Raw genomic sequence first — 15,638 nt, forward strand, 5'->3', positions numbered from 1 at the left:
ATTAAATTAAATTTAGAATAATTAAAAATAATATTTCATATGTTTAAAGATTTACATTTTGCAATAAAGAAAATCAGCACAGGATTAGCATTGCTAGCCGCTGCTGGAAGCGGTTTGTATGCTCAGCAATGGGAAAATGTAGGAGGAGTTCAGGATGTATCAGCTGGGGGAAGCAGTTTTAATAACTTGGTTATTGATAACTCAGGAAATTATTATCTTTCCTATTATGATGTTTCAGTAACTAAAGGTTCTGTACAGAAATTCAATGGAAGTGCATGGTCCTATTTAGGAGGAAGTCCTGGAATTACTACTGGAACGGCAACTTACAATTCATTGTCTATAAGTCCTAATGGAAATAGTATCTATTATACCAACCAGATTGGTTATCCAGGGTCCGGAATGGAAGTACGTTTGTTTACAGGATCTTTATGGTCTCAGCTTCCTAACGCTACAGATAGCTCTGTTAACTATCAGGCTTCTGCAGTATCTTCTGATAATATTATATTCACTTATGGATCATATGGCTCAGGAACTGTAAAAAGATATTTTGGCGGTACATGGGAGCAGGTAGGAAACGCAGGCTTTTCTGGAGGTGCTGAATTTGCTGAAATGGTCATTGGAACCAATAATAAAGTATATACATGCAATGTTTCCGGAGGTTTAAAAGTATATCAAAACAATACCGATGCAATTTCATCACAAGACTGGAGCTTAGTAGGTGGGGCTGCTGTAGATGCTTCTTCATCAGGAGAACAATATAATGCTGATATCGCATTGGATGGTTCTAATAAAATCTATGTTGCCTATGTTTCAAACTCAGGAGGAGGAAGAAAGGTGAATGTTAAAAAGTTTGACGGAAATTCTTGGGTGCAGGTTGGAAATGCCAATTTTTCAGCAGGAAGTGTACAGCATATTGCTTTAGCCGTAACAGAATCCGGGAAACCTTATGTGGTGGCCAGCCGTTTTGAAAATGATAATTTCCTGAGAAATACGGTCTATAAATTAGATGATTCACAAAACTGGGTTCCTTTTGGAGGTGACTTCGTTTCTGATGGTGAAGCAAAATACAATGATCTTGCCATAGATAAAGCACACAATTACCTTGTTCTGGCTTATTCTGACAATACTACAAAAGTTAAAAGAATCTCTTTAACGTTAAATCCACAAACATGCAGCAATACAGATCCTGGATCAAATGTAGGAGATGTAGGCTGTGTGAGTTTTATGTATCGCGGTCAGCAGGTTGCTTATACTACGGTAAGAGGTGCAGACGGAAAAATATGGCTTCAGCAGAATCTGGGAAGTGCGCAGGTTGCTTCATCAATGGCTGATGCAAATTCATATGGTGATCTTTTCCAATGGGGAAGATGGGATGACGGACACCAGCTTAGAAATTCTCAGGTGGTACAGGCTCCATCACCGAATACTCCTGAAGGAACAAGTATAACAGGAGGTGGATATATTGCCGGACCTACAGCATGGTGGGCAGCTTTTGCAAGTGGAGATACATGGACAGGAGCTTCCATTGCAGATGTTAGTGCATCTGCCGGAGTAGATCCTTGTAAAGCAATAGGAACAGACTGGAAAATACCTTCTCAGACAGAATGGGCTACTCTGGTAGGAGCAGAAAGTATTGCAAACCCTGCAACAGCCTATGGAAGCCATCTTAAACTTCCGGCAGGAGGATTCAGAAGTTCAAGCAATGGAGATTTTACTTATGTAGGCCAAAGAGGATACTTCTGGAGTTCTGACACTTCGACTTCAGGAGGGAAATATCTTTATGTGGGAGCCACTATTGCTAATGCTTCGGCAGGTGCTATGAGAGGACAGGGGGCATCAGTAAGATGTATTAAGCCATCATCTTCTCTGGGGACTTCGGATGTTAAGCTGAATAAATCAGTAATAGGAATGTATCCTAACCCTACAAAAGGAATACTTATTATTAAGTCAGATTCCGGTATTGAAAAAGTGAATGTTATCAATGCTGTAGGGCAAAAAATGAATGTACAGTTCTCGGATAACCAGATCAACATGACCGAGCTGCCTTCAGGATTATACATCGTAGAATTAAAATTGAAGAATGGTCAATCCATTTCAAAAAAGATTATAAAAGACTAACCGGATTTCATCAAAGAATTTCGTTAGATAAAAAATAGTTCATTACAATTACTTTTATTGGGAGGCTCATGAAATTTTCATGAGCCTTTTTCTTATTTGTTTTTCCCATTAAAATGAAATATCAGATCAAAATAGTGATGATGAATAAAAAATAATATTATATTCGATAAAAAATATGATAATGAAAAAATTTTATTCCGTTGTTTTTCTGTTGATTACCATGGTTGTTTTCGGGCAGATCAACTATACAATGACGCCCAATCCATTCAACGAAACCGATGCTGTTACGCTTACAATTCCCGGGGACCAGATTGATGAATCTGCCTGGGGTATTTCCAACAATGCTGTTTATATCTGGTCATGGTCTTTTGATAGCAATTATCAGAACAGTCAGGACTGTCCTACCAATGGAAGCTGGAGCAATTCAAATGATCTGAACAAGCTGAATTATAATGTAGCCACAGATACCTATTCCCTGGCTTTTACTCCGACTTCTTTTTTCGGAAGAACAGGAATCGGAAGATTTGGTTTTTTATTAAAAGATAAAACAGGGTCACATCAGACCTCACCGGATATATTTGTAAACGTGGGTATTTTAAGCTTAACCCTTACAAACCCGCTGCCGAACAGTCTTACCTCAGTCCCGGCAGGAAATTCAATCAATATTACAGCAACTACCAATGTTAATAGTACCTTTCAGTTAAAAGCCAATGGAGCTGTTGTGAATTCAGTCTCAGCTCCTTCGCAATCTTATTCTTTTACTTATACGGTTTCGGAAGATGCTGCTATGGAGCTTACAGCAACTCAGGGATCCAATTCCAAAAATGCTGCATTTATTCTGCAGGTTCCGAGAAATGTTGTGTCTCAGGCGGTTCCCAGTTGGATCAGACAGGGAATTAATTATCATCCTACGGATCAGACCAAAGTAGGGCTTGCATTGTATGCTCCCGGTAAAAACTTTGTACATGTTATTGGCAGTTTTAACAACTGGGCTGTGAATGATGCTTATTTAATGAAAAAAGATACCACAAATCCTGATCTTTACTGGATTGAACTTAGCGGACTTACCCCTCAGCAATTATATTCTTTTCAATACAGAACCAATGATTTGAGAAAAGTAGCTGACCCTTATTCACCACAAATATTATCTTCTTACGACGATCCATGGATTTCGGCTTCTACCTATCCAAATCTACCTGTATTCCCTGCAGGACAGGGCTTTGAAGTTTCTACATTTAAAACAGGACAAACCGCTTATAACTGGCAGGTAACCAATTTTCAAAGACCTGCGAAAGAAGATCTGATCGTATATGAATTATTACTAAGAGACTTTACTCAGGAAAAAAACTGGCAGTCACTGATCAACAAGATTTCTTATTTGAAGAATTTAAAGATCAATGCTATAGAACTGCTTCCCATCATGGAATTTGATGGAAATCTTTCCTGGGGTTACAATACTTCCTTCCATTATGCATTGGATAAAGCGTATGGAACTCCTGAAAAATTCAAAGAATTTGTGGATCTGTGCCACCAAAACGGGATTGCAGTGATTTTAGATGTCGCCTTTAATCATGCAACAGGACGCTCGCCTTTGGTAAGACTATGGAATATAGATCCTGATGGAGATGGCTACGGAAATGTTGCTCCGGATAACCCTTATTTCAATCAGGTTCCAAAACACTCTTATAATGTGTTTAACGATTTTAATCATACAAGTTCTTCAACTCAATATTACGTTGAAAGATGCCTTCAGCAATGGTTGACAGAATACCGCATCGATGGATTTCGTTGGGATTTAACGAAAGGATTCACTCAAAACTGTTCCGAAAATGATGAAGCCTGTACCAATGCTTATCAGCAAGACAGAGTTGACATTATGAAACATTATGCAGACAGACAGTGGGCTATTGATCCCAATTCTTATATGATCTTCGAACACCTGGGAACAGATGCAGAAGAACAGCAGTGGGCCAATTACAGAATAGCAGAAGGAAAAGGAGTTATGCTTTGGAATAAGCAAACCGATCCTTACAATCAAAATACCATGGGATATAAAGAAAACAGCAATTATGACCGTATGAATCACAGTCTTCATGGCTTTACCAATATGAGTGCAGTGGGATATGGAGAAAGTCATGATGAGGAAAGGCTCATGTTTAAAAACCTTGAATATGGTGCCGTTAATGGAGGCTATAGTGTTAAAAATCTGAATACGGCTCTTGAAAGAATGAAAACCTTCGGAGCTACATTTTTCACCATTCCCGGCCCGAAAATGATCTGGCAGTTTGGAGAATTAGGATACGAATTCAGTATCAACAGATGTGCGGATGGTACGATCAACAGCGGATGCAGAACGGATGAAAAACCCGTTGCATTTACACTGGGATATGATACCAATACAAACAGAAAAGCAGTGTATGATACATGGGCTAAAATAATCAATATCAGAAACACCCATCAGATTTTCAAATCTAAAACGTACAGTATAGAATCCAATAATCTTACGAATGATCCTGATGGTCTGATCACCAGGATTTATCTCTATGATACCACCATTACTACCGGAATAAAGAATGTGGTGGTATTGGCTAATTATACTACTTCTGCACAAAATGTTGTTCCTTACTTTCCTTACACTGGTCAATGGCAGAATCTGATGGATGATAGTGTTTCCAATATAGCTTCAACAACAGCTCCGATAACTTTACAGCCTGGAGAGTTCAGGATTTTCGGAAATTATGCAGGCGCTTTGTCCACAACGGATACTCATGCAGCTAATAAATTATCCCTTCAGATTGCTAATAATCCAATACAAAATGGGATCGCAAAATTAATTTTTAACAAAGTAAAAAACGGCGAAATTTTATTTTTTGACGTGACCGGTAAAAAGCTGGGCTCATTCAAAATTGATAAAGAAAACGGGACTTTTGAAACCAAAATCAATTATCCGCCAGGAACTTATCTGGTTCAATTAAAATCAGAAACAGGAATCGCAATTCAAAAGATGATTGTTAAGTAAAACAAAAAGGCAGATTGGCAGAATAGCTGATTTGCCTTTTTTGTATATTGAAAAAAATAGTCTACTTTTGCGGTAGATTTATCAAGAAAGGTGGAGGGATTTGGCCCAAAGAAACCTTAGCAACCTGTACAATTCAAAAAAGTGCAAAGGTGCTAATTCCAACCCGAAAGGGGAGATAAGTGAAGTCAATATTCTTATATGAATTCCATTTCTTGAAGTCTTGTTTATCTGCGAAAAGGTTCGCAGGAATGTTATTATTAATTGGCAAGAACAAAAATGAAAAAATTAAGTACAGCGGTATTTTTGCTGAGTGTAATTGGGGTAGCTGCTCAGGAGAATGAGGAGAAAGGAAAACAAATCGAAGACATTATCATTGTCGGAAACCGAAATGTCAAAAGAACAAAACTTGAGACACCAGTCCCTGTAGACGTTATCAATATTGACAAGATCCAGAGAAGCTCTCCACAAATGACTGCTCAGGATCTTCTGAACTATGTGATCCCATCATTCAACGCAGTGAGACAGTCTGCTTCTGACGGTACAGAACATATTGATCCCGTGTCCTTAAGAGGAATGGGACCAGATCAGATTTTGGTATTATTAAACGGGAAAAGAAGGCATTCTACATCGTTAGTCAACTATCAGAATACGGTAGGAAATGGTTCTGTGGGAACAGATCTTGGGACAATTCCCATCATTGCAATTGATAGAATAGAAGTCCTAAGAGACGGAGCTGCTGCACAATATGGTTCTGATGCCATCGCCGGAGTGATCAATATTATTCTTAAAAAAAATGCAGGGGCATCAGCAAGCCTTACTTACGGAGTAACCGGAAGAAATGATGGCGACACTTATCAGGCCGGAGCCAATTACGGAACTTCATTAGGAAAAAAAGATGGCTATATCAATCTTTCACTACAATTAAGCCATAGGGGGAAAACGACAAGAACTCAAAACCATGATTTAGATATTTTCGGAGATAATTTTGCGTATGCATTTGCAAATGATCCCGAAGCGGCAAGAGCTGCAGATGATGCAAAAATTAAAGAGCGGGGATTGACCCGTGATGATTTTAATTTCCAGATCGGAGATGCCCAGATTAGACAGGGACAGCTGTTTTTCAATGCAGAGTACCCTTTTAATGATCATTTTAAACTGTATTCTTTCGGAGGTTTCAGTATCAAAGAAGGAAAAGGTTTTGGCTTCAGAAGACTTCCGAGCGAAACATCTAATGTCGTTTCATCCATTTACCCAAACGGTTTTCAGGCAAGTCTTGGATCTCAGGTCTATGATGTGTCTTATGCTGTAGGTGCAAAATATAATGTCAATGACTGGCTATTCGACCTGAGTAATACGTTCGGAAGCAATACTTTCAATTATAATGTAAGCAATACCAATAATGCTTCTCTTGGGGCAAAATCGCCAACCCGTTTTTATGCAGGAGCTCATAGTTTCCTTCAAAATACCGTTAATCTTGATGTTTCTAAAAATATAAAACGGTTCAATATCGCATTCGGAGGAGAATTCAGATTTGAACAATACCAGATCAAGGCTGGCGATGAAGCTTCTTACACCCAATATGACATCAATGGAAATGTGGCTGCTGAAGGTTCTACAGTGCTTGGTGCAGGAGGATCACAGTCTTTCATCGGGTTTTCTCCCAACAATGCATTGACGAAAGACAGACATTCGACCGCAGTATACGCAGATGTTTCCTATGATTTAGATAAAAAACTGAATATTGATGCCGCCGCAAGATTTGAAAATTACTCAGATTTTGGAAATACATTGAATGGAAAGCTTGCTGTACGATATGAATTTGTGAAAAACTATGCAGTAAGAGCAGCAGTAGGAACAGGATTCAGAGCGCCTTCACTTCAGCAGCAGTATTTTAATAATTCTTATGCAGATATTTCGACTTCCGGATTGAAAATTGTCACCAAAGGGATTTTCAGGAATGATAGCGATGCAGCGAGAATTCTTGGATTTGATAAACTCAAACAGGAAACTTCTGTCAATGGAAGTGCAGGATTCACTTTAAAACCTGTAAAAGGATTATTTATTACTGTAGATGGGTATATTATTAAAGTAAAAGATAGAATAGTTATTACCGGAAATATAACAGATCCAAGATTATCAGATCCGGCTATAGTAGGGAAAGGAAATGAGGTAGAAAGCGGAAGATTCTTTGCCAATGCTGTTGATACAGAAACCAAAGGAGTAGATGTGGTTGTTTCTTACGACTGGTTACTTGGTAACGGAAAATTAAATATGAATCTTGCCGGAAACTACACAGAAACAAAAATCACAGACTTCCATTTTCCGGAAAACCTAGGAACCCCTCAGAATGAATTCTTTGGTCCCGACCAGATTAATATCATTGAAACTTTATCACCCAAAACAAAAGCATCATTAGGATTAAATTATGGAATCGGGAAGTTCAATTTTCTCGTAAGAAATACCTATTTTGGCAAAGTAATAAGAGATGGTTATCCATTTGGCGGAGTTCAGGAATTCTCACCAAAAGTAGTGACCGACATCAGCGTTGGGTATGATATCACAAAAAGTATCAACTTTACCGTTGGAGCTAATAATGTTTTTGATGTCTTCCCGGATCGCCAGATTTATGAAAATTCATATTATGGAGTATTCAAATATGCGCCGGTTCAGATGGGAACGCTGGGGAATTATTTCTTCGGAAGGCTTAATTTTAATTTTTAATCATTAAATGAGTACTACCTCACATCAGATTGGCTGGAAAACAGCTGCAGCCATCGTCGTTTCCAATATGATCGGAACAGGGATTTTTACCACCCTGGGATTTCAGCTATCCGATATTACCAATACCTACAGTATTTTCCTGTTGTGGGGTATCGGAGGGATTCTCGCTTTGTTTGGAGCTTTTTGCTATGCCGAATTAGGTTCACACTTTAAAGGAAACGGAGGCGATTTTATCTATCTTAAAGAAACCTATCATCCGCTGTTCGGGTACCTGATAAGCTGGGTTTCTCTGATTATTGGATTTTCTTCTCCTGTGGCCCTTGCAGCATTGGCAATGTCAAAATACCTTTCCGTATTTGATTATTCTTTTGGCAATGGTTTTGCGATTGCAGCCATTTTCCTGGTTGCGATTGCGTTGTCATTTAGCCTGAAAACGTCCAGTAGATTTCATAACTTTTTTACTTTCATCAAAATAACCTTCATTATTGTACTGGTTATTCTGGGAGTTGGGCTTTCAGATTCACCACAGATTGGAAATAGTCTGAACTTCAATGACAACTGGAAAAACGAGATCATGCTTCCGGCTTTTGCCACTTCTCTTGTTTTTGTCACCTATTCCTACACCGGTTGGAATTCGGCTTCTTATATCGCCGGGGAAATAAAAGATGTTCAAAGGAACCTTCCCAAATCACTCATTATAGGAACTGTTTTCGTGACAGTAAGCTATATTTTGGTGAATTATATTATGCTGAAACATGCTTCTGTGAGTCAATTGGCAGGAAAAGAAGACGTAATGGGAGAAGCAGCGGTTAATATGCAGGGACCCACCTTCGGAAAAATTGTTAATATTTTTATCGCGTTACAACTGGTTGCAACCATAAGCGGATACCTATGGGTAGGATCGAGATTAACGCAGGCTTTTGCAAAACATACCTACATTTGGAAACCATTATCAGAGGGTAACAAAAAAGGAATTCCGGTAAGAGCTATTTTTGCGCATGCAGTGATTGCGGCTATTATTATTCTGACAGGAAGTTTTAAAGAAATTTTTGTGTACACGGCTTTTATTTTACAGCTTTTTGCAAGTCTGGCTATTTCTACCGTATTCTTTCTGAAGAAAAAAGACAGAAAAATTTTTAAGTCTAATGCTTTCCATATTTTTCCTGCTGTTTTTCTCCTGTTCAGTATTTATATTCTCTACTTTACATTTATTCATAATCCTAAAGAAAGCTTGATAGGACTGGGAATTATCGCAGTTGGAATTATTTTATATCTGGTGGACAGAAGGCTCTCCAAAGGATCTTAGAAGCGGTTTTAATCTCGTATAAACCCGGATAAACAAATTTGTAATTGGGCGTTTTTGCCATTTTACACCCTTTATCCCTAATGCTCAAAAATTTATGCTGATTTGGAATTTTAATTTTGAATTAATAATTCTTATCTTTGCACCCACAAAATTTCTACAATGTCTAAATCATTAATTCCAAAATTAGAAGCTATAAAACAAAGATATAATGAGGTTGCAGACCTTATTATACAGCCTGATATCATTTCAGACCAAAAAAAATATTCTTCTTTGAACAAAGAATATAGTGATTTGGGAAAAATTGTAAGAGTTTACGATCAGTATAAAGGTGCCCTTGACAGCATTGAAGAATCTGAAGAAATCATTGCTGATGGATCAGACAGAGATTTGGTAGATCTTGCTAAAGAAGAGAAATTAGAAGCTCAGGCTAAAATTCCTGGATTGGAAGAAGAGCTGAAAGTATTGCTTATTCCTAAAGATCCTGCAGATGATAAAAACATCATCGTAGAATTACGTGCCGGAACAGGAGGTGATGAGGCGGCTATTTTCGTAGAAGATATCTACAGAATGTACAGCATGTATTTCAAAACAAAAGGGTGGAGACATGAAGTTACAGATTCCAATGAAGCGGCGAAAGGCTACAAGGAACTGATCATGAAAGTGGAAGGAGAAGGCGTTTACGGAATCATGAAATTTGAATCAGGAGTTCACCGTGTACAGCGTGTCCCTGAAACGGAATCTCAGGGGAGAGTTCATACATCCGCAATCACAATTGCTGTTCTTCCGGAAGCTGAAGAAGTAGATTTTGAATTGAATCCTGCCGATATTGAAATGCAGACTTCCCGTTCAGGAGGTGCTGGAGGTCAGAACGTAAACAAGGTTGAAACTAAAGTTCAGCTTACCCACAAACCTTCAGGGCTCGTAGTGGTATGTCAACAGGCTCGTTCTCAGTTGGCTAACCGTGAATTGGCAATGGAAATGCTAAGAACAAAATTATACGATATAGAATTACAGAAAGTGCAGGGAGATATCGCAGCACAACGTAAATCTATGGTATCTACAGGAGACCGTTCTGCAAAAATTAAAACGTACAATTACCCACAAGGTAGAGTTACTGACCACAGAATCAACAAGTCTATGTATAACCTTGATGCCTATATGAACGGAGATATTTCTGAAATGATTGATGCAGTAATCATGGCAGAAAATGCAGAGAAAATGAAGGGAGAAGAAGAAAATTACTAAGATTAGAAAACATAAAAATAAAGCCTCTGATTCTTCAGGGGCTTTGTCTTTTCAAATAACAAAACATAAAATATACTATGAAAACCTACAAAATTATTTTGCTGCTGATGCTTACCATGATGGGTCAGCAACTTTTCGCGCAGACTGAAGTAAAGAAACCTAAAGAAGCCTTTGAACTGTTCTTTGGTACTTTCGTGAGCAATGATGAAGAAACTTTGAAAAAGCTTAATGATTATTTAAAACCTACAGTAGAAGGCCAGGATGCTTATCAGGTGAACTTCAAAGAAACTTCACAAGAAGTGATGAACGGCAGTGTAGAGAATTTTTTGTCGGCTTTTCCTAAAGCTACAGGTTCAGCATGTAAAAAAGAAGCTGAAGACTATTTCAGAGCCATGTTTGATAATTTTAAAAAAGGAAAACTTACCATTAAAGATGTGAAAGTAGTTCCTAATGAATACGTTGAAGGGCAAAAAATTGCAGAAATAACTTATTCTGTAAGCTTCCAGGTTCCATCAAAACTGACTTCCGGGCCAAAGGGGGATCTGAAAAAAATAAAAGTAGAAGATCTGAAAAAATACCTGACTCAGGCAGTTCAGGATTTTAAAAATGCTGATAAAACTGTAACCACAGATCAGAACTTTAATCTATACGAGCTTAAAGAAGGTGATAAAATATACTATTGGAATGGAAGTCCGGATGAGATTGTTACCAACCTTACCGATTTCTATTTTGAAAGTTTCGGTGCCAGTGAATAGACGGAAAATACGATAGTAAAGCATACAAGTCTCAATTTATTGGGACTTTTTTTATTTCATATACTTTGCGTATTTTTGAGAAAAACCGATCAGTATGAATTTTAAACCTATATTGTTAACAGCTGGAGTATTATTTTCAGCATCTTTTTATTCTCAGAAAATGAATTATCCTAAAGCATTAAAAGGAGGCCAGACCGATACCTATTTCGGAAGCGCAGTTTCTGACCCTTTCAGAGACCTTGAAAATGATTCTGAAGCGACAAAAAAATGGGTAGATGAAGAAGTTGCTTACAGTCAGAACTATCTTTCAAAAATTCCGTTCAGAGATAAAATCAAAAGTCAGCTGAAGGACATCTGGAACTATGAGAAAATTTCTGCTCCTTTTAAAGAAGGAGATTATACCTATTATTACAAAAATGATGGTTTGCAGGCACAGTCTGTTTTATATAGAACAAACAACAAGACGAATGCCACAGAAGTATTTTTAGACCCTAATAAATTCTCGGAAAAAGGAACAACTTCACTTTCTAATCTGTCTTTCAATAAAAAAGGAAACCTTGCCGCTTATTCTATCTCTGAAGGAGGAAGCGACTGGAACAAGATTATCATCATCGATGCAGTTACCAAAAAGCAGATTGATGAGACTTTGCTGGATGTGAAATTCAGTGGAATTTCATGGCAGGGAGATGAAGGATTCTATTATTCAAGCTATGATAAGCCGAAAGAAGGGACAGTGCTTTCCGGAATGACAGATAAACATAAGGTGTATTTTCATAAACTGGGAACAAAACAGTCTGAGGATAAGCTGATCTTCGGAGGAGATAAAACACCAAGAAGATATCTGGGAGCAGGAGTTTCTGAAGACCAGAGATACCTTATCATTTCTGCTGCTAATGCTACAAATGGTAATGAATTATATATAAAAGACCTTAAAAAAGGCGGAGACTTTGTACAGATTGTAAGTGGATTTGATGTCAATGCAAATATTGTAGACACAGAGGGAGATAATCTTTTCATTTTTACAGATAAAGATGCGCCAAATATGCGTCTTGTAAAAACGACCATCAGTAATCCTGCTCCTGCAACGTGGAAGGACGTCATTCCACAGACTGAAAATGTATTGGGAATTTCTTCCGGTGGAGGATATTTCTTTGCCACCTATATGATTGATGCTATAGATCAGGTAAAACAGTTTGATAAAGCTGGAAAACTGGTTAGAGAAATTACACTTCCGGGTAAAGGAAATATATCAGGATTCGGAGGAAAAGAGAAGGAGAAAGATGTTTACTTTTCTTTCAGTAACTATATTACACCGGGAACTACCTATAAATTCAATGCAGACTCGGGTAAATCTGAAGTATACCAAAAACCTAAAGTGAAGTTTAATCCGGATGAGTACGTTTCAGAGCAGGTATTCTATACTTCCAAAGACGGTACAAAGATTCCTATGATGATCAATTATAAGAAAGGGACTAAGCTGGATGGCAAAAATCCTACTATTCTATACTCTTACGGAGGTTTCAATATTAGCCTGCAGCCATCATTCTCTGTAGTAAACGCGATCTGGATGGAAAATGGCGGTATCTATGCCGTTCCAAACATTCGTGGTGGCGGTGAATATGGGAAGAAATGGCACGATGCAGGAACAAAACAGCAGAAGAAAAATGTTTTTGAAGACTTTATTGCTGCCGGAGAATATCTTCAGAGCAAAGGCTATACTTCAAAAGAATACATGGCACTTTCAGGAAGATCCAATGGAGGATTGCTGGTAGGAGCAACCATGACAATGCGCCCGGATCTGGCAAGAGTAGCTTTCCCGGGAGTAGGAGTTCTGGATATGCTGAGATATAATAAGTTTACAGCCGGAGCAGGATGGTCTTATGACTACGGTACTGCAGAAGACAGTAAAGAAATGTTCGAATATCTGAAATCATATTCTCCTGTACACAATGTAAAAGCAGGAACATGCTATCCATCAACAATGATCATCACCAGTGATCATGATGACAGAGTAGTTCCGGCACACTCATTCAAATTTGGAGCAGAACTTCAGGAAAAACAGACATGTAAAAACCCTATTCTTTTGAGAATTGAAAAGAATGCAGGCCACGGTGCCGGAAGAGCAACAGATCAGGTGATTAGTGAGAATGCAGATCTTATATCATTTGCTTTGTATGAGATGGGAATAAAGAAATAAATTAGACCATACACCAATAAGAAAGGCCGGGCATTTGCCCGGCCTTTTTCTTTTGCTAAAACTTAGAAAAACAGAACGTTAACAGAAGTTTCATGTTTCGCTCAAAAAAATTAACTTTACGCAGACAAAAATAATTGGAATGCGAAAGACAATTTCTGTGAAAAAACCTGATTTTAGTGTATCACCTCAGGAAAGAGAGATTTACAATTTTGAAAAAGATGGGCTTGAACTTAAATCATCCTATGAGAAAAACGATGTAAAAGATGAATCATTAACGCAGACTTCTCCAGGAATTGAACCGTATCTGAGAGGACCGTATTCCACCATGTATGTTCAGAAACCATGGACCATCCGTCAGTATGCCGGATTCTCTACTGCTGAAGAATCCAATGCTTTTTACAGAAGAAATCTTGCTGCCGGTCAGAAAGGACTTTCTGTAGCATTTGACCTGGCAACTCACAGAGGATATGATTCAGATCACACAAGAGTTGTGGGGGACGTAGGAAAAGCAGGAGTTGCCATTGACTCTATAGAAGATATGAAAATTCTTTTCAATGAAATTCCATTGGATCAGATTTCCGTATCGATGACGATGAATGGTGCGGTACTTCCTATTTTGTCTTTCTACATCGTTGCAGCAGAAGAGCAGGGAGTGAAACAGGATCAGCTTTCAGGAACAATCCAAAATGATATTCTGAAGGAATTCATGGTAAGAAATACCTACATCTATCCCCCTGCACCTTCGATGAAGATCATTGCAGATATTTTTGAATATACTTCGCAGAACATTCCAAAATTCAACTCTATTTCTATTTCCGGATATCATATGCAGGAAGCAGGTGCTACGCCAGTACTGGAAATGGCTTACACATTAGCAGATGGTCTGGAATATGTAAGAACAGGAATCAAAGCTGGAATGAAAGTAGATGATTTTGCTCCCAGATTATCCTTCTTCTGGGCAATTGGGATGAATCATTTCATGGAAATTGCTAAAATGCGTGCTGCAAGGTATATTTGGGCAACACTTTTAAAACAGTTTAATCCTCAGAATCCAAAATCTCTGGCACTAAGAACCCATTCTCAGACCTCCGGATGGTCTTTGACAGAGCAGGAACCTTTCAATAATATTACAAGAACAGCTATTGAAGCTCTATCTTCAGCATTAGGAGGTACCCAGTCTCTTCATACCAATGCACTGGATGAAGCCATTGCCCTTCCTACAGATTATTCAGCAAAAATTGCCAGAAATACACAGATCATTCTTCAGCAGGAAAGCGGAATATGTGATGTGGTAGATCCAATGGGAGGAAGTAGCCTGGTAGAAAGCCTTACTCAGCAAATGATTGAAGAAGCGATGAGGTATATCAACGAGGTTGAGCAGGAAGGAGGAATGACGAAAGCTATTGAAGCCGGAATTCCTAAAATGAGAATTGAAGAAGCTGCCGCTAAAAAACAGGCGAAGATCGACAGTGGAGAAGAATTCATTATTGGGGTGAACTCATTCAAGTCTTCATTGAAACAGGATGCAATAGAGATCTTAGATATTGATAATACAGAAGTCCGCAGAAAGCAGATCGAAAGACTGAAAACGATAAAAGCAGAAAGAAATGCTGACGCCGTTGAGCAGATCCTGAATGAAATCCGTGAAAGTGCAAAAACAGGAAAAGGAAACCTTCTGGCACTATGTATCGAAGCCGCGAGAAGAAGAGTTACTCTTGGCGAGATGAGTGATGCCATGGAAGAAACCTTTGGAAGATATAAAGCAAATATTAGAACAATCTCTGGTGTATACGCAATGAATGCCGGTAAAAACGAATACTTTGAAAAAGCCCTTAATCTGACTCAGAAATTTGAAGAAGAAGAAGGACGCCGTCCAAGACTAATGGTGGCTAAAATGGGTCAGGATGGTCACGACAGAGGAGCAAAAGTAGTAGCAACAGCATTTGCCGATATGGGATTTGATGTGGATGTAGCTCCATTGTTCCAGACTCCCGAAGAAGTAGCTAAGCAGGCTGTAGAAAATGATATTCACATTTTAGGAGTCTCTTCATTGGCTGCAGGACACAAAACATTGGTTCCACAGGTAGTGGAAGAATTGGCTAAACTGGGAGCGGATGATATTACTATTGTTGTAGGAGGAGTAATTCCACAGCAGGATTATGAATTCTTGTATGCTAACGGTGCTGACTTTATTTTCGGTCCGGGAACCAACCTTCCGAAATGTGCCGTAGAAATTTTAGAAAGATTTTTAGAAAAATAAACAGAAAAGCTTTAATT

At 38.4% G+C, this 15,638-nt stretch carries 8 protein-coding genes and 1 riboswitch; all 8 genes read left to right on the forward strand.

Going from position 1 to position 15,638, the window contains the following annotated elements:
* The first annotated feature begins 39 nt into the window (after positions 1 to 39).
* A complete protein-coding gene (locus tag C1634_RS21585) occupies positions 40 to 2,118 on the forward strand; it encodes a T9SS type A sorting domain-containing protein (RefSeq protein ID WP_103231434.1) in 2,079 nt (692 codons plus the stop codon).
* A gap of 181 nt (positions 2,119 to 2,299) precedes the next feature.
* On the forward strand, positions 2,300 to 5,137 hold the full coding sequence (locus C1634_RS21590) for an alpha-amylase family glycosyl hydrolase (protein ID WP_109739114.1): 2,838 nt from the start codon (positions 2,300 to 2,302) through the stop codon (positions 5,135 to 5,137).
* Between the two features lie 75 nt (positions 5,138 to 5,212).
* A riboswitch (SAM riboswitch) is annotated at positions 5,213 to 5,319 on the forward strand.
* Positions 5,320 to 5,413: 94 nt separating this feature from the next.
* On the forward strand, positions 5,414 to 7,858 hold the full coding sequence (locus C1634_RS21595) for a TonB-dependent receptor plug domain-containing protein (protein ID WP_109739152.1): 2,445 nt from the start codon (positions 5,414 to 5,416) through the stop codon (positions 7,856 to 7,858).
* Between the two features lie 7 nt (positions 7,859 to 7,865).
* Positions 7,866 to 9,164, forward strand: a complete 1,299-nt coding sequence (locus tag C1634_RS21600) for an APC family permease (RefSeq protein ID WP_109739115.1) — start codon at positions 7,866 to 7,868, stop codon at positions 9,162 to 9,164.
* A 159-nt stretch (positions 9,165 to 9,323) separates the two neighbouring features.
* On the forward strand, positions 9,324 to 10,409 hold the full coding sequence (gene prfA, locus C1634_RS21605) for a peptide chain release factor 1 (RefSeq protein WP_103232213.1): 1,086 nt from the start codon (positions 9,324 to 9,326) through the stop codon (positions 10,407 to 10,409).
* A gap of 77 nt (positions 10,410 to 10,486) precedes the next feature.
* On the forward strand, positions 10,487 to 11,164 hold the full coding sequence (locus tag C1634_RS21610; RefSeq protein ID WP_103232214.1) for a hypothetical protein: 678 nt from the start codon (positions 10,487 to 10,489) through the stop codon (positions 11,162 to 11,164).
* 94 nt (positions 11,165 to 11,258) lie between these two features.
* Positions 11,259 to 13,361, forward strand: a complete 2,103-nt coding sequence (locus C1634_RS21615) for a prolyl oligopeptidase family serine peptidase (RefSeq protein ID WP_103232215.1) — start codon at positions 11,259 to 11,261, stop codon at positions 13,359 to 13,361.
* Positions 13,362 to 13,500: 139 nt separating this feature from the next.
* Positions 13,501 to 15,621 (forward strand): methylmalonyl-CoA mutase, encoded by a 2,121-nt coding sequence (gene scpA, locus C1634_RS21620; RefSeq protein ID WP_103232216.1) that lies wholly within the window; start codon positions 13,501 to 13,503, stop codon positions 15,619 to 15,621.
* Positions 15,622 to 15,638: the final 17 nt, after the last annotated feature.

The organism is Chryseobacterium viscerum (genome assembly GCF_002899945.2).
GTDB classification, from domain to species: domain Bacteria; phylum Bacteroidota; class Bacteroidia; order Flavobacteriales; family Weeksellaceae; genus Chryseobacterium; species Chryseobacterium viscerum.

What these genes read in the sequence shown, in the direction of transcription:
- C1634_RS21585 (WP_103231434.1), top strand. Translation starts at nt 40, where the DNA reads ATGTTTAAAGATTTACATTTTGCAATAAAGAAAATCAGCACAGGATTA.
- C1634_RS21595 (WP_109739152.1), top strand. Translation starts at nt 5,414, where the DNA reads ATGAAAAAATTAAGTACAGCGGTATTTTTGCTGAGTGTAATTGGGGTA.
- prfA (WP_103232213.1), top strand. Translation starts at nt 9,324, where the DNA reads ATGTCTAAATCATTAATTCCAAAATTAGAAGCTATAAAACAAAGATAT.
- C1634_RS21590 (WP_109739114.1), top strand. Translation starts at nt 2,300, where the DNA reads ATGAAAAAATTTTATTCCGTTGTTTTTCTGTTGATTACCATGGTTGTT.
- C1634_RS21610 (WP_103232214.1), top strand. Translation starts at nt 10,487, where the DNA reads ATGAAAACCTACAAAATTATTTTGCTGCTGATGCTTACCATGATGGGT.
- C1634_RS21615 (WP_103232215.1), top strand. Translation starts at nt 11,259, where the DNA reads ATGAATTTTAAACCTATATTGTTAACAGCTGGAGTATTATTTTCAGCA.
- C1634_RS21600 (WP_109739115.1), top strand. Translation starts at nt 7,866, where the DNA reads ATGAGTACTACCTCACATCAGATTGGCTGGAAAACAGCTGCAGCCATC.
- scpA (WP_103232216.1), top strand. Translation starts at nt 13,501, where the DNA reads ATGCGAAAGACAATTTCTGTGAAAAAACCTGATTTTAGTGTATCACCT.